Annotated in this window: 13 protein-coding genes; 9 read left to right on the top strand and 4 right to left on the bottom strand. The window is 39.4% G+C overall.

Going from position 1 to position 14,729, the window contains the following annotated elements:
• Positions 1–50: 50 nt before the first annotated feature.
• The 6 genes from MM239_RS00405 (at position 51) to MM239_RS00430 (ending at position 8,250) form a co-directional block, all read left to right on the top strand.
• Positions 51–254, top strand: coding sequence for a hypothetical protein (locus MM239_RS00405; RefSeq protein ID WP_241345781.1), 204 nt, complete (start codon positions 51–53; stop codon positions 252–254).
• Positions 247–3,000, top strand: coding sequence for a sensor histidine kinase (locus tag MM239_RS00410; RefSeq protein ID WP_241345782.1), 2,754 nt, complete (start codon positions 247–249; stop codon positions 2,998–3,000). Before MM239_RS00405 ends, MM239_RS00410 begins: the two co-directional genes overlap by 8 nt.
• Positions 2,975–3,340, top strand: coding sequence for a response regulator transcription factor (locus tag MM239_RS00415; protein ID WP_241345783.1), 366 nt, complete (start codon positions 2,975–2,977; stop codon positions 3,338–3,340). Before MM239_RS00410 ends, MM239_RS00415 begins: the two co-directional genes overlap by 26 nt.
• Before the next feature lie 143 nt (positions 3,341–3,483).
• Positions 3,484–5,376 carry an acetate--CoA ligase gene (acs, locus tag MM239_RS00420; protein ID WP_241345784.1) on the top strand — a complete coding sequence of 631 codons (1,893 nt, stop codon included), beginning with the start codon at positions 3,484–3,486 and terminating at the stop codon, positions 5,374–5,376.
• Between the two features lie 245 nt (positions 5,377–5,621).
• Positions 5,622–7,568, top strand: coding sequence for a DUF294 nucleotidyltransferase-like domain-containing protein (locus tag MM239_RS00425; protein WP_241345785.1), 1,947 nt, complete (start codon positions 5,622–5,624; stop codon positions 7,566–7,568).
• 1 nt (position 7,569) lies between these two features.
• On the top strand, positions 7,570–8,250 hold the full coding sequence (locus tag MM239_RS00430) for a 3'-5' exonuclease (protein WP_241345786.1): 681 nt from the start codon (positions 7,570–7,572) through the stop codon (positions 8,248–8,250).
• 104 nt (positions 8,251–8,354) lie between these two features.
• Here MM239_RS00430 and MM239_RS00435 read toward each other — a convergent pair whose 3' ends face one another.
• Both MM239_RS00435 and MM239_RS00440 read right to left on the bottom strand, forming a co-directional pair.
• A complete protein-coding gene (locus MM239_RS00435) occupies positions 8,355–9,545 on the bottom strand; it encodes an esterase (RefSeq protein WP_241345787.1) in 1,191 nt (396 codons plus the stop codon).
• A gap of 197 nt (positions 9,546–9,742) precedes the next feature.
• The gene (locus tag MM239_RS00440; RefSeq protein ID WP_241345788.1) at positions 9,743–11,212 is read right to left on the bottom strand and encodes a glycine--tRNA ligase; all 1,470 of its coding nucleotides are present in this window, start codon (positions 11,210–11,212) and stop codon (positions 9,743–9,745) included.
• Positions 11,213–11,305: 93 nt separating this feature from the next.
• Between MM239_RS00440 and MM239_RS00445 the strand changes: the two genes are divergently transcribed.
• From MM239_RS00445 to MM239_RS00455, 3 genes are read left to right on the top strand one after another with little or no spacing between them, the layout of a single operon-like run.
• A complete protein-coding gene (locus MM239_RS00445) occupies positions 11,306–11,818 on the top strand; it encodes an RNA polymerase sigma factor (protein ID WP_241345789.1) in 513 nt (170 codons plus the stop codon).
• Positions 11,808–12,131: a hypothetical protein gene (locus MM239_RS00450; protein ID WP_241345790.1), complete on the top strand. Its 324-nt coding sequence runs from the start codon at positions 11,808–11,810 to the stop codon at positions 12,129–12,131. Before MM239_RS00445 ends, MM239_RS00450 begins: the two co-directional genes overlap by 11 nt.
• 7 nt (positions 12,132–12,138) lie before the next feature.
• Positions 12,139–12,825 (top strand): Spy/CpxP family protein refolding chaperone, encoded by a 687-nt coding sequence (locus tag MM239_RS00455; protein WP_241345791.1) that lies wholly within the window; start codon positions 12,139–12,141, stop codon positions 12,823–12,825.
• Positions 12,826–13,063: 238 nt separating this feature from the next.
• On the opposite strand, the gene MM239_RS20935 is transcribed toward MM239_RS00455, so the two are convergent.
• Entirely contained in the window at positions 13,064–13,195 is a 132-nt protein-coding gene (locus tag MM239_RS20935) for a hypothetical protein (protein ID WP_262918380.1), read from the bottom strand.
• 383 nt (positions 13,196–13,578) lie between these two features.
• Positions 13,579–14,694, bottom strand: a complete 1,116-nt coding sequence (locus tag MM239_RS00460; protein WP_241345792.1) for a hypothetical protein — start codon at positions 14,692–14,694, stop codon at positions 13,579–13,581.
• Positions 14,695–14,729 lie beyond the last annotated feature (35 nt).

The raw sequence follows: 14,729 nt of genomic DNA on the forward strand, positions 1-14,729 counted from the left end.
ATCAAAAAGTGTAAATTAATGATGCTAATCACTTCTCAAGAAAGTTAGGAATGAAGGAAAGTCTGAAATCACAGTATTTATGGGCATTATTTTTTCTTGGAATGTTTCTTTTGAACTATCCAATGTTGGCAATATTCGACATCCAAAGCAGGTGGCTTGGGATACCTGTATTGTATTTCTGTGTTTTTAGCGTTTGGATTGGATTGATATTGTTGACATTCATCATCATCAAGAGAACCAAAAAAGATGTTTAGCAACCTGATCATCATCTTCTTCACTTTCGGCTATTTGGCTTTGCTATTTGCTATAGCTTGGTTTTCAGAACTGAAAGCCAAGCAAGGCAAAAGGCTGTCCAATCATCCAGCGATCTATGCATTGACTTTGGCGGTATACTGTACTGTGTGGACCTATTATGGATCGGTGGGAAGAGCAGCTACCAATGGACTAGAGTTTTTGACGATTTACATTGGTCCGAGTCTGATCGCTCCCCTGTGGTGGCTGATCATGAGAAAGATCATCCGAATTTCAAAAGTACAACGAATCTCTTCTATAGCCGATTTCATTTCCAGCAGGTATGGGAAAAACATCACCTTGGGTGGAGTCGTCACCGTAGTTTGCCTCCTCGGCATTTTGCCTTATGCCTCGATACAAATTAAAGGGGTGGCGAGCTCTTTTGAGATTCTCCAAGGAGCATCAGGAATTGGTGTTTTGCAAGGCGTTCCATTCTACCAAGATACAGCATTCTATCTGGCCATGGGACTAGCCTTGTTTACTGTGCTTTTTGGTACGCGAGACATTGAAGCCACAGCGCAGCATGAAGGTATGGTGATGGCTGTAGCCTTTGAATCCATTTTCAAACTTCTAGCCTTCTTAGTGGTAGGGGTATTCGTAAGTTTTTTTGTATTTGATGGAGTCGTGGAGATTTTTGATCAAGCGGAAGCTGTGGGACTAAGTAGTCTTTTTCAAATGCAAGGTGAGGGCAGCACTACGGAATGGTTTTGGATGTCAACACTGTCGATGATGGCAATATTATTCCTCCCGAGACAGTTTCAAATGGGGGTGATTGAAAACACCAATGAAAAGCACATAGATACAGCCATGTGGTTATTCCCTATGTATCTATTACTTATTAATTTGTTCGTGATGCCAATTGCACTTGGAGGATTGGTCTATTTTCCGTCGGGGAGTTTTGAAGCAGATACTTTTGTACTAGCATTTCCTATAGCCTTTGATCAGAAATGGTTGGCATTGTTGGTATTTCTCGGAGGATTCTCCGCAGCCACAGGAATGATCATCGTGTCAACGATAGCATTGAGTACCATGATAAGCAACAACTTGGTAATGCCTAGCCTATTGCTAAGCAAACATTTTCAAGCACAAAATCAGCCCCAGCTTGGAAAAATCTTGATTTGGACTCGAAGATTGGCCATTTTCGGCATTATTCTAGCGGCTTATCTTTATTACAGGCATGTAGCTGGTCAATTCACTTTGGTCAGCATAGGTTTGATTTCATTTGTGGCCATCGCACAGTTTGCTCCTGCAATCATTGGAGGGATATTCTGGAAAAGAGGCGCTAGAGTGGGTGCTTTGGCAGGAATTGTAGGAGGGTTTATCATTTGGTTTTACACTTTGGTAATACCTACTATGGTCACTGCAGGCTATGTAAACGAATCGCTAATGACTGAAGGCTTACTTGGTATAGGCTGGCTGAGGCCTTATGGTCTTCTCGGATTCAATGACTTGAGTTACATTACTCATGGTCTGTTTTTCAGTCTTTCTGTGAACTTGATATTATATACCGTGCTAAGTCTCTTGGTGGATCAAACTTCTAAGGAACATAACCAAGCCGCAGTCTTTGTAGACATCTTCAAACACAGTGAGACGATGGATAATGTGGTGATTTGGAAAGGTCAAGCATACCTTTATGATTTGAAGAAATTACTCAATAGTTTTATTGGAAAAGAACGAACCAATCAAGTTTTGGAGGAATTTGAAAAGAGTACAGGCAAAATGCTAAACCAAAATGAAATGGTTGATCCTGCATTGGTCAATTATTCTGAAAGGCTTTTGTCTGGAATCATCGGGGCAGCCTCCGCCCGCATCTTGGTTTCTTCGGTAGTGAAAGAAGAGGAGATTACAATGGAGGAAGTATTAGGCATCCTCAAGGAGACACAAGAGCTCAAATCATTGAATAACGAACTCAAAGCCAAAAGTCAAGCCTTAAAGAAGGCTACAGAAGAGCTCCAAGACCTCAATCAATCACTTCGTCTAAACGACATGCTGAAGGACGAGTTTATTTCTACTGTCACTCATGAAATGAAAACCCCGATTACTTCTATTCGGGCCTTTTCAGAAATTCTTCGTGAGGAAGAAGAAAACCTGTCTAAAGAAGAAAGTAGAAAATTCTTAGACATCATTATTCAGGAGACCAGCAGAATGACCAGACTAATCGATCAAGTCCTTGACTTGGAAAGATTCGATTCTGGAAAGCAAGAATTGAACTTAGAAAAAGTAGCGATAAAACCCCTTTTGACCCAAGCAGTAAATAGCATCGCACAAGTGATTAAAGACAAAGGGCTTGAATTAACTGTTGCTATGCACTTGGAAAATATTGAAATGATACTGGATCAAGACCGAATCACACAAGTGATCTTGAACCTCATGTCAAATGCTTCAAAATTTGCCTCAAGAAACATTTCATTCGAGGCAAAGAATACTCAAAATCAATTGATTGTGACAATCAAAGATGATGGCAAAGGAATTCCAGAAGAAGAAATTCCATTCATTTTCGATAAGTTTTTCCAAGCCAAAAATCAAACAAGTAAAAAACCAATAGGTAGCGGACTTGGCCTTGCCATTTCTAAAAAGATCATCGCCTATCACCGCGGGACAATAAGGGTAGACCGGATGGATGGCATGACCTGTTTTGAATTTAGCTTACCCTTACATTATCAACAAACTCAAAGAAAAACCGATGAACAAAATTCTAATAGTAGATGACGAACCCAACATTCTACTCTCTTTAGAATACCTATTCAAAAAAGAGGGATTCAAGGTATACATAGCAAGAGATGGGGAAGAGGCCATTGGTATCATAGATGCAGATCCTCCAGAGCTTGTGATTTTGGACATCATGATGCCAAAAGTGGATGGCTATGAAGTTTGTAAGTATATCAAAGAAAAAAACGAAGCAGTCAAAGTCGTATTCTTGACAGCTAAAAGCAAAATTCAAGATATTGAAAAAGGGCTTGAAACTGGTGCTGATTTATACTTAACCAAGCCATTTGGCAACAAGGATTTGATTTCAAAGGTTAGAAACCTACTCACTGATCCTTCTTGAATACCTAATAGCTTCTAGAAAAGCTTAGGTTTTCCAAAATATATATCGGACAACTCAAAAGTAAATTGGCAAAATAAGCTAAGATTAAGAGCATTGAAATAAAACGAAAATCATAAAATCAACTCATCAAAATAACCAAAACTATGAGCGATAGAATTCACACCCTTAGTGGGTATTTTCATGAATATCAAAAATCAGTAGCCCAACCTGAAGAATTTTGGGCAAGAATAGCAGACTCATTTCACTGGAAAAAGCGCTGGGACAAGGTACTAGACTGGAACTTTGAAGAACCAGATGTGAAATGGTTTGTCAATGCAAAACTAAATATCACTGAAAATATCCTAGAGCGTCACCTTTACACCATAGGAGATAGACCAGCTATCATCTGGGAGCCCAATGATCCTAGTGAAGCAGGTAGAACACTGACCTATAGGGAATTGCATACAGAAGTATGTAAATTTTCGAACGTACTTCAAGAAAAAGGCATCAAAAAAGGTGATAGGGTAATCATCTATATGCCAATGATTCCTGAAGCTGCCGTTGCAATGCTTGCATGTGCCAGAATCGGAGCTGTACATTCTGTTGTCTTTGCTGGATTCAGTTCTTCCTCACTGGCTGATAGAATCGAAGATTGTAAAGCGAAAGCTGTACTAACTTCAGATGGAAATTTCAGAGGAAGTAAAAAAATTGCTGTCAAAGCAGTAGTAGATGAAGCCCTTGAAAAAGTGACTGTGGACACGGTGATTGTATATCAAAGAACTCATCAAGAAGTTAGCATGAAATCAGGAAGGGATTTCTGGTGGCATGAACTAGTCGAAGGAGTCTCTGAACAGCATGAAGCGGTAGAGACTGATAGTGAAGACATGCTTTTCATTCTATACACTTCTGGGTCTACAGGAAAACCAAAGGGTGTAGTACATACCGTGGGGGGATATATGGTTTATACCAAGTATTCATTCGAAAACGTCTTTCAGTATACACCAGGGGATGTATATTGGTGTACAGCTGACGTGGGATGGATCACAGGTCACTCTTACATTGTCTATGGGCCACTTTTGGCAGGTGCGACTACTTTGATGTTTGAGGGAGTTCCTACATTTCCAGATGCAGGAAGATTTTGGTCTGTAGTAGAAAAGCACAAAGTCAATCAGTTCTACACAGCCCCTACAGCAATCCGAGCGCTTCAAGCACATGGTACTGAACCGATCGAACCATACGACTTAAGCTCACTCAAGGTACTCGGGTCAGTCGGAGAACCAATCAATGAAGAAGCATGGAATTGGTATCATACACATGTCGGAAAATCTAGGTGCCCTATCGTAGACACCTGGTGGCAAACAGAAACTGGCGGGATTTTAGTTTCACCAATCGCAGGTATCACACCTACCAAGCCAGCTTATGCTACCCTTCCCCTACCAGGAATACAGCTTTGTATCGTAGACGCTGAAGGTAATGAACTGAAAGGCAACTCAGTAGAAGGAAACCTATGTATTAAATTCCCATGGCCCAGCATGATAAGAACTACTTATGGAGATCATGAGCGGTGTAAGCAAACCTACTTTTCCACTTACAAAGACATGTACTTCACAGGTGATGGTGTCAAAAGAGATCACGATGGCTACTACAGAATACTGGGAAGAGTGGATGATGTGATAAATGTATCTGGACACCGTATGGGTACCGCAGAGGTAGAAAACGCTATCAATGAGCACCCACTGGTGGTGGAGTCAGCTGTGGTGGGCTATCCTCATGAGGTAAAAGGCCAGGGAATCTATGCCTATGTAATCTGTGATATGAAAAATAGGACCGAGGAGAACCTCACCAATGAGATTAAAGATACAGTATCAAAAATCATCGGACCGATTGCTAAGCCTGACAAAATCCAAATTGTCTCTGGACTTCCTAAGACTAGATCTGGAAAAATCATGCGAAGGATTTTGAGAAAAGTAGCAGAAGGTACTGTAGACAACCTAGGTGATACCTCTACCTTACTAGATCCAGAAGTAGTTCAAGAAATCATAGAAGGTAGGCAATAAAACAGGAATATGCTGCTACGCTATGTATGATTGACATATGCCTTCGGCGATAAATTATAGTACACCTAAACGTTGAAATAAAAGTATCAGAATAAACATGTTTCAATTTGTTAAAATCTCAATACAACGTTTCGCCGAAGGCCTATTTCCACTTTATTTCCATCTTATCTCTACCATATTTCCATTATGTACCAAGTTCCAACCTTAAGATCTTAATTTTGTATTCTCTAGTAATCAAATGAAACATGTCCAACGTAATCTTCAATAGAGTAAAGGAATTCTTGAATCGCTTTCCTCCATTTCATTTTCTGGATAGTACCAACCTACTTACAATAGCACAGGTGGTGGAAGTGCGGTACTTTGCGGCAGGTGAAAGTCTCTTCCAAAAAGGTGATGCAGCACAAGAATATTTCTTTGTACTAAGAGAAGGTTCCGTTCACTTAATAGATCATGAATACGGGAAAGACATCATTGTGGAAGTGTGTGATGAAGGTGATGTATTTGGTGTATTGGCCCTACTAGGCAAACGTCCCTATATACTACAAGCTTTGGCAAAAGAGGATAGCCTTGTTTATGCTATCCCTGTGCGTACTTTTGATAAGATACTGCAAGAGAATAGCCGCGTAAGTCTATACTTCGCCGCTGGCTTTGCATCAGGGCAAGTAGTGGTAAGGCGTGATTTGTCTCAAGTACAAAAAGCCCGAAGTGAATTCAAAGAAATGTCTCAGGACAATGGACTGATGATATTTACTGGTCAATCCGATATGAAGTTTTCGGAGGATGTCCTTTGTGTCCAACAGGGTACAAGTATAAGAGAAGCGACTATCGCAATGTCTGAAAAAGGCGTGGGCTCTGTAGTGATCACAGACTCGAAACAGTTTCCAGTGGGAATTATAACAGACAAAGATATAAGAAATAGGGTAGTTGCAGCTGGGCTAGGATATGATGTACTGGTCGAGTCAGTAATGACTACACCTGTGATCACGAGAAGAAAAGATGCAGGATTTGCCCCACTATATCTTACCATGATTAAGAACAGGCTTCATCACTTGATATTCACAGAAGATGGCAGTGATCAGAGTCCTGTTACGGGCATCTTATCAGACCATGACATCCTACTTTCGCAAGGCAATAGCCCAGCTGTCTTGATCAATGCACTGATGAATACTTGGGAAGTCAGCGAAATGGCTCAAGTGAGGAATAGGGCCGAGAGACTACTGAAGTATTACTTAGAAAATGAAGTTGGGATGGAGTTCATCGCCAATATCATTTCAGAGATCAACGACATCATCATCCAAAGGGCTGTCCAAATCGCCAAAAAGAAATATGATGAAGCTCATCCAGAAGCTTCAAAAGTTAAATTTTGCTTTCTTTCTTTAGGAAGTGAAGGCCGAGAAGAGCAGCTACTTAGGACTGACTTGGACAATGCAATTGTCTATGAAGATGTCCCCGCTGATCAAGCAGAAGCTGTTCAAGCATACATGCTTCTAATAGGCAACGAAGTGATAGATATCCTTCTCCATTGTGGATTTGAACCCTGTCCAGGCGATATGATGGCCAACAATCCCAAATGGTGCCAACCCTTGAGTCAATGGAAGCAGTATTTTTCGGATTGGATTTTGGTACCAGATCAGAAAGCATTGATGCACGCCACTATATTTTTTGACTATCGACCAGTGTATGGGCACAAGGCGCTGTCGGATGCCATGACAGATCATATTTACCAAGAAATAGCAGGAAAGTCTGTTTTTCTTAATTTTTTAGCAAAAAATGCACTGCTTAACCCTGCACCACTTGGTTTCTTTAAAAATTTTATAGTAGAAAAAAGTGGTGAACACCGAGACAAGTTTGACATTAAGCTTAGGGCAATGATGCCACTGGCTGACCTAGGAAGATTGCTTGTCCTCAGCCACAGGGTAGTGGGAATCAACAATACTTTTCGTCGATTTGAAAAAATAGCAACCTTAGAACCTCAATACAAAGAGCTGATGTTAGAAGCAGGGAAGGCCTATGAAATTCTCATGCGTATGCGTGCCATTGAAGGCCTCAAGTCTGGCTCGTCAGGAAGGTACATTCAGCCTGATGCACTTGGTAAACTGCAAAGGCAATTACTCAAAAATGCTTTTGCTCCAATAGACGAGCTGCAGCGAATCATGAGCGTCAGGTTTCAAATGGAATATTTCAACAGGTAATATGGGATTCTTAGACTTTATATTTAGAAAAAAAACCAGCAAATCTGACTTTGTGGTGCAATATGAGCAATTTTTAATCAAAAAACAGTCAGAATTTACACCTTTAGATCAGTTGAATTTCACGATTTTAGACACTGAGACCACGGGCTTAGACATCAAGAAAGACTACATTGTCTCCTTCGGTGCTGTCAAAATGAAAGGCTACAGACTAAATTTAGAACAGTCCTGGGAAGTCTATTTGGATGCTCCATTGCAAAATGAGGCTTCACTGAAAATACATGAAATCCTCTACCCCATTGAGATTTCTCCCATCAAAGACTTTGCCGCAGATTTTTTAAAGTATATTGGTAGAGATATTATCGTAGGTCACCATATAGGCTTTGATTTGGGAATGTTGGAAAAGATCTTGAAAAGCTTTGGCTTGAAACAAGTTCTAAACCCTATCCTTGATACCCAAGCACTGGCTATACGACTAGAGCAAGGACCACACTTTGATCGCAGGCTCATGAGAAAAGGAGAATATGCCTTGGACACACTCTGTGAGCGGTATGGCATACCGCTTGATGATAGACATACAGCAGCTGGAGATGCTTTTCTCACTGCACAACTCCTTATGAAGCTATTGAAACTTGCTGAGAAAAAGGGAATAAAGAACTTGAAAGACCTGATGCAGGTATATTGATGCCAAAAAAATGCATCAAAGCTCTTCCTACGAACTTCAATGCATAATCAAATTAACCTAACAGCTTCCAAGCGATGAGTTTACATTTGAAAGTCAATTATTTTTCACTCAAACAACTGTGGTGCAAACTGGCTTAGGTATACCCTCCAATTTCTCCAAATATGCCCTCCTTCACTTTCTACATAGGTGTATGGCATATCAATTTCATCAAGCAATTTTTTAAATTCCTGATTGGCATCATATAAAAAGTCTGTTTTGCCTATCGCGATCCAATATAGCTTGTATCCATTATCGCGTTGAACTTTTAGGGTTCCTTCGATATCTTTATATACTTTGCCCGAGGCATCCTCTCGCGGCATAATGGCCGCAGAATATAGACCAATGAAATCGAAAGTGTCAGGAAAAAACCTAGATACATGCATCGTGTGAAATCCTCCCATCGATAGACCAGCTATGGCACGATGAGACTTTTGCGGCACAGTTCTATAGTTTTTATCTATGAAATTTACAATTTCCATAAAATTTTCCTCATAGGTACCATCCATGGTCTTTGGTATCATGAATTGTGGCTTATAGAATCCCAGCGTACCTTCACCAGGTGCCGCATCTTGAATCACATTACCGTTTGGCATGACCACAATCATGGGTTTTGCTTTACCTTGATTGATAAGGTTATCCAAGATTTGAGCTGTTCTTCCTAAAGAGATCCATGCTTCTTCATCACCTCCCGCACCGTGCAAAAGGTACAATACAGGATATTTCTCTGCAGAAGACTCATACCCTGGTGGAGTATATACAGTCAGTCTTCTTTCCATTTGCAATCCGTCTGAAGGATACCATCTTTTGGCTACAGTTCCATGAGGAACCTTTTGTACCCGATACAAGTCAGCATGAGCACCTTCAATGATAAATATATTGGTAACAGAAGCCACATCTCGAATCAAAAATGGATTGTTAGGATCTGTAGCCGGCAAGCCATCTACATGGAAAGAATAGCTATAAAGTTCTGGTTGTAATTTATCTATTTTGAATTCCCAGACACCATTTTCATTTATAGTAAGTGCAGCTTTACCAGGGCTATCTATTGTCCCCATTGGTGAATCTATTTTTTCAGTAGGCAAAAAATCTCCTGTAATCTCAACTTTTTGCGCCTTTGGAGCATAAAATCTGAAGGTAACTACATCCCCTTCTATTTCTGGTGAGGTTAATTGCTCTGCTCGAAAGATCGCTTCTTGGGCCGAGAGACTAGTGATTATAAGGAAGAAAAACAGCTCGGCAAGTAATGTCTTTTTCATCAATTTCGGGTTTTGATTGAGCAACTAATTTACGGCTATATCCATGAAAATTGTAAAAGTATTTTCAATTTCTGCAAACAAGATTCAACAAAAAAGGAGCAAGCTCAATAGCTTACTCCCTGATTTAATGATGTTCTAAAGGATTTACGACAAAATTTATAGAAATTATTCTCTAAGCATTTTTCAGCACGCCCTTTTTAGCCAACACGCTCAAATATCCTTCTGAAGCTACATGCCTCTGCAAGTTTGCCATGCAATTCGGAAATTGGCACTCGCTCTTGCTCTGTAGTATCTCTATGCCTGATCGTAACTGTATTGTCTTCTAGTGTCTGATGATCCACAGCGATACAATATGGCGTACCTATCAAGTCTTGTCTGGTATATCTCTTCCCGATCGACGCTGCATCTTCATAGATGATATTGAAATCATACTTCAATGCTTCAAAGATTTCCTTTCCTTTTTCAGGAAGCCCATCCTTTTTGGTCAATGGTAAAATCGCTGCTTTCACTGGAGCGATTGCAGGGTGGAATTTCAAGTAGGTACGTTTTTTACCCTCCACTTCTTCATCCACAAATGCATTGCAAAGCGTCATCAAAAATAATCTATCTGCTCCAATAGAAGTCTCAATGACATATGGAATATAATTCTGATTGATTTCAGGATCAAAGTATTGTTGCTTCTTTTTAGAAAACTCCTGATGACTCTTCAAGTCAAAGTCTGTTCTTGAGTGAATCCCCTCCACTTCTTTGAAGCCAAATGGAAATTGATATTCAATATCCATTGCAGCATTGGCATAATGCGCCAACTTCTCGTGATCGTGTCTTCTTAGCTTATCTTGCGGCACTCCAAGTGCCAAGTGCCAATTCATCCTTGTATCGGCCCAAGCTTTGTACCAATCAAGTTCAGATCCAGGACGTACAAAGAATTGCATTTCCATTTGCTCAAACTCCCGCATTCTGAAGATAAACTGACGTGCCACGATTTCATTTCTGAAGGCTTTACCAATCTGGGCAATTCCGAAAGGCACTTTCATACGTGCCGTTTTCTGTACATTAAGGAAATTCACAAAAATACCTTGTGCTGTCTCTGGTCTCAAATAGATCGTAGAAGCATCTTCAGCTACAGATCCTACTTGTGTAGAAAACATCAGGTTGAACTGTCTTACATCTGTCCAATTACTTGTACCAGATATCGGACACTTGATATCCTCTTGAATGATCAAATCCCTCACGCCTGCCAAATCTTCGGCTTCAAGCAGTCTCCCCATGGCTTGGAGCAAGTTTTGAGCACGATCCTTATCACCAGCATTTTCATATGAAGCCGCTTTATCTTCTATCAATACATCCGCTCTATACCTTTTCTTAGAATCTTTGTTATCGATCATTGGATCATTGAAACTATCCACGTGACCAGAGGCTTTCCAAGTAGTAGGGTGCATAAAAATCGCTGCATCTATCCCAACGATATTCTCATTGAGACGAGTCATCGTCTCCCACCAGAGTCTCTTTAGGTTGTTTTTCAATTCCACACCATAGGCACCATAGTCATACACTGCCTGCAGTCCATCATAAATCTCAGATGAAGGGTACACAAATCCATACTCTTTGGCATGGGAAATAATATCTTTCAGTTGAGCATTTTCTGCTCCTTGTTCGTTTTTTGCCATAGGCGCAAAAATAAATAAACTTCTTGAGAAGTAGGCGAAGAAATTGGCTTTTGGAACAGCTTATCAAAATTCTTTTGAAATGCTTGTCATATAATGAGTAAATTTATTCACCAACATGTAGTTATGACATCAAAGGAATTGGAAGTTTTGATCAAAGCGCATCACAGAGAAGCATTTCTCTGGTCTAGGCAATGCTGTGGTTTTGATACCTCACTTGCTGAAGATATTCTCCAACATGCCTATCTCAAGGTATTGGAAGGAAAAGCAAAATTTGGTCACCAATCCAGTCCAAAAACTTGGCTTTTTGCTATAGTTAGGTATACAGCTATGGAATGGCTGCGCAATGAAAAACCAACTCATTCCTTGGAGGGTGTCGAGATAGAAGATATAGAACCTGATAGGCCAGTAGAAAGTCAAGAAGATATGCTGAATCTTCTCCCTAGTCGACAAAAAGAAGTCCTGCTGTTGGTCTTCTATCATCAGATGACCATAGAAAAAGCTGCTGAAATCATGGAAGTAAGTCTGGGCACTGCGAGAACGCACTATGAGAGAGCAAAGAAAAGTTTGAAAATGCTAATTGAAAAGAAACATGAAAATGCTAGATAAAGAGGAAAGGGAGTTGGAGTTGTTCTTTTCCGAATTGAAATCAAAAGACCAAGGTATCTCTACTCCAACCTTGCCTGCTTTCAAAGCTAAATCTTACAAAATATGGCGATGGATACCCGCCGGCATAGCAGCAGCACTTGTCGCTGCCATCTGGATAGGTACGAGTGACAAAAAGGATGAAACATTGGCAAAAGATGTAATCATCATTTCACTGATAGAAGATGAAAACCAAAAACAACAGCTGATCATAGAGACCACCTCTTCCATGGATATTTGGGAATCTCCTACAGCTTCATTATTAGAACTAAACTAACAACAACATGAAAAATTTGATCACCATATACTTTCTGCTTCTTGCTGGAATTGCACAAGGGCAAGATTTGTTTCAAGGCACGCTATTTTCTGCTGACCTTATCATGAAAAACAGGGACAAAATATCCCTTACTGATCAACAAGCAGATAAAATTAAAGCAATCCATGGCAAGAATGCGGGGGAATTCAGTACACTAAAATGGGACCTAGATGCAGAGAATGAAAAGCTCAAAAAAATGCTTCAAGAACCAAAGATCAATACAGCTGCTGCTTCAAAACAGATGGACAAAATCCTGAACTTAGAGACTCAACTGAAGAAAAAGCAGTTCAGCAACTTGCTGGCAATAAGAAGTGAGCTCAATGATAACCAAACAAAGTCACTTGCTGATCTCAATAAGTCAGTTTCAGTTTCAACCTTTAATCTATTTGGCTCAGAACAGGGCACGATAAATAACAATATGTTTAACAAGTCAGGCACCAGTATTAAATTGACTGGAAAATCCACACTTTCAACAGAAAACAAACCATTATTTGTTATAGTCGAAAATGGTAAGGAGACTTTTGTAAAAGACCTTGATCAGTATGATCCAAATGAAATAGAATCCGTCTCAGTTTATAAAGATGCCACTGCCATCAACCTATACGGTTCCAAGGCAGCAAATGGTGTCGTCGTGATCACGATGAAAAAAAAATAAAAGTGTATCAATCGAAAATTCAGGTTTGAATAGGTTGTGGCTATTCAAATGAAGAGATTTGAATTATTAGTACAATTTTGTAAACTCAATGTTGACCACAAAAAATTAGAAGGTTACGCGAAGGACGCCAAGGGGAAATGATTACTTCAAAGCACAGAATCTCCTTTGCGTCCTTTGCGAAAACTTAGCGTCCTCAGCGGTTAATCTTATTTATGAGTGAATACCAAGAAAACATCCTCTATACATATGCAGGTTTCCATCGATTTAAATTCTTATAGACTTCCAGTGCATTCAAAACTTCTATGATGTCTTTTTCTGGACCTGACACTCTATTATCTTCAATGATCGCCGAAACCTGATCTTCTGACAAAGTGTTTCCCTCTATGCTTAGAGAGGAATGAATAGTTCTGATTCAATTCTGTTTTGAAGTTTAGGGTTTCCCTCACCAGATTTTTGGCATTCACAGCACCTATCTTTTCCGAGATGGAGGTAATTAATTTTAACATTGTAGCATTAATCTCGTAAGGTGGTTTCATTTTTTGATAGTATCAAAGATAATTAGTTCGTGTGATAAAAAGTTTTGAAACTTGAAAGGAGGAAACAAATATGGGGTAATTTAATTTGGTCGATCTAGGTATATTGTCCTTTTCCAGGTAAAATCATGCTCTAGCTTTTGAATACTAGAACATGATAAAAACAAGAATTATAGAGGCTATCTACTACAATGCTTGAACTTTAAAATAAAACCTTCAATCAGTTAAACTGAATCAACTCTACTTCTCCAGAAAACAATGTTAACCACAAATTATCTTCAAGTTGAACCAAGCCATTTGGGGAAAAATTTAATCGGTCCTGTGAATGAACCAACTCGATGGATCCATTTGACAAATCCACCTGGTAAAACCCACTGATTCTGTGTTCATCTTGATTTGGCATATAAAATAGGTATAACAAAAACTTGTTGTCTTTCAATGTAGTTTCTGAAGGTAAATAGTAAGTCACACCTTTTTCTGAAAGAGATTCAAAGCTGGGTTCTTGGTCCTTTTTACTCACAACGAATTTTGAGGAGAAGCCTTGTTGTAAAGCTTCAGATCCTAATCCTTGAATATAGAAAACTAAATCCTCACTTGGAATATATTGCAACAAAGCAGTTCCTTGAAAAGGAGAAAGCTCCTCGCTCAATGTTCCTGTTTCTATATCAAAAATCGAATTCCCAAATATTTTTTGCCCTATAATATCCTCTCTATAAGTATTACCAAAATCGAAATCTGGTATAATCCTTCTTTCATCATTTTCCAAATTAACAACGGTAAGAGTTCTGTTTCCCTCTTCTATCGGATTGGAATATACCAAGTGTCCATCATTGACTCTTGACACGCTACCTGTACTACTCATTTGTCCAAATGGAATGGATGATGAATTTTCAATATCATATAAAAATAAGTCATTTATGTATACCCCTGAATTTTGATATATGACCCTATTACCATCTACAGCCCTTAATCTTAAACCTAATTTATCATCAATTTTGAGAAGTTGACCAGAATTTACTTCAAGTCTATAAGTGCTAATCTCATTATTGGCAAAATCATTCATAAACAAATATTCCCTATCTGGACTTAAGTCAAATTCACCCAAACGATCAAATTTAGCTAAAGGCTTAACCGCCATCTGCGTTTTTATGATATGCTGGTAATCAGGTAGCTGAAATCTAAAAACACTATCTTCATTAACTTTTAAATCTACAAATAATTGATAAAATTCTCCCTCCTTAAAATCATACTCTAATTCAGTAATTGAAGACGTCTTCTGGAAAGGGGCGGTATCCACAGGTGTTATTGCTAGGGTGTCACTATCTTGATTAAGCATGATCAACTGTGTTAAAGGCTGTGCACTATAATCGT

It is taken from the genome of Belliella filtrata (assembly GCF_022549775.1).
GTDB classification, from domain to species: Bacteria; Bacteroidota; Bacteroidia; order Cytophagales; family Cyclobacteriaceae; genus Belliella; species Belliella filtrata.

Coding starts and splice junctions, on each gene's coding strand:
- MM239_RS00405 (WP_241345781.1), top strand. CDS start 51: ATGAAGGAAAGTCTGAAATCACAGTATTTATGGGCATTATTTTTTCTT.
- MM239_RS00410 (WP_241345782.1), top strand. CDS start 247: ATGTTTAGCAACCTGATCATCATCTTCTTCACTTTCGGCTATTTGGCT.
- MM239_RS00415 (WP_241345783.1), top strand. CDS start 2,975: ATGAACAAAATTCTAATAGTAGATGACGAACCCAACATTCTACTCTCT.
- acs (WP_241345784.1), top strand. CDS start 3,484: ATGAGCGATAGAATTCACACCCTTAGTGGGTATTTTCATGAATATCAA.
- MM239_RS00425 (WP_241345785.1), top strand. CDS start 5,622: ATGTCCAACGTAATCTTCAATAGAGTAAAGGAATTCTTGAATCGCTTT.
- MM239_RS00430 (WP_241345786.1), top strand. CDS start 7,570: ATGGGATTCTTAGACTTTATATTTAGAAAAAAAACCAGCAAATCTGAC.
- MM239_RS00435 (WP_241345787.1), bottom strand. CDS start 9,545: ATGAAAAAGACATTACTTGCCGAGCTGTTTTTCTTCCTTATAATCACT.
- MM239_RS00440 (WP_241345788.1), bottom strand. CDS start 11,212: ATGGCAAAAAACGAACAAGGAGCAGAAAATGCTCAACTGAAAGATATT.
- MM239_RS00445 (WP_241345789.1), top strand. CDS start 11,306: ATGAGTAAATTTATTCACCAACATGTAGTTATGACATCAAAGGAATTG.
- MM239_RS00450 (WP_241345790.1), top strand. CDS start 11,808: ATGCTAGATAAAGAGGAAAGGGAGTTGGAGTTGTTCTTTTCCGAATTG.
- MM239_RS00455 (WP_241345791.1), top strand. CDS start 12,139: ATGAAAAATTTGATCACCATATACTTTCTGCTTCTTGCTGGAATTGCA.
- MM239_RS00460 (WP_241345792.1), bottom strand. CDS start 14,694: ATGCTTAATCAAGATAGTGACACCCTAGCAATAACACCTGTGGATACC.